1 protein-coding gene is annotated in these 715 nt (G+C 61.5%); it reads left to right on the forward strand.

What is annotated here, in order from left to right:
* Positions 1-698, forward strand: a protein-coding gene (locus FG93_RS31870) for an IS5 family transposase (RefSeq protein ID WP_152579455.1) whose coding sequence is annotated in 2 segments (ribosomal slippage) — positions 1-277 and positions 277-698 — 699 coding nt in all. Because the reading frame shifts where the segments join, the coding sequence is not laid out codon by codon here.
* Positions 699-715 lie beyond the last annotated feature (17 nt).

Raw genomic sequence — 715 nt, forward strand, 5'->3', positions numbered from 1 at the left:
CTGGGGAAGCCGACCGATCCGGGGCGGAGCGGGAGCGACAATCGCCGGTTCGTGGAAGCGGTTCTGTGGATCGCTCGCACGGGGAGCCCCTGGCGCGACCTGCCTGAGCATTTCGGGAACTGGAGCACAGCCTTCAGGCGCTACAGCGACTGGCGCAAGGCCGATGTTTTCGTGCGACTTTTTGAGGCCTGCTCGGATGAGCCGGACATGGAGTACGCCATGGTCGATGCCACGATCGTCAAGGTTCACCGTCACGGACAGGGCGCAAAAGGGGGACTTCGAGCCAGGCCATAGGCCGCTCCAAGGGCGGCATGACCACGAAGATCCTGGCGCTCACCGACGCGCTCGGCAACCTCGTGCGCTTCGAACTCCTGCCGGGCCACCGCTTCGACACGGTTGGCATCGAGCCGCTCCTCCACGGCGTCGATTTCGGTGGCCTGATCGCAGACAAGGCCTTCGACAGCGATCACATCATCGCCGATCTCAACGCCCGAGGCGCCAAGATCGTCATCTCACAGCATCCGCGGCGCAAAAAGCCATGGCCGCTCGATCGCGAAATCTACAAGTGGCGCCATCTCATCGAAAACTTCTTCTGCAAGCTCAAGGAGTTCAAACGCATCGCCATGCGGGCGGAGAAAACCGACCAGAGCTTCAAAGCCATGATCTACCTCGCAGCAGCCGTCATCAATTCACGATGATCCCCCACAAGCCTTAG

The organism is Allobosea sp. LC85 (assembly GCF_000735605.1).
GTDB lineage: Bacteria > Pseudomonadota > Alphaproteobacteria > Rhizobiales > Beijerinckiaceae > Allobosea.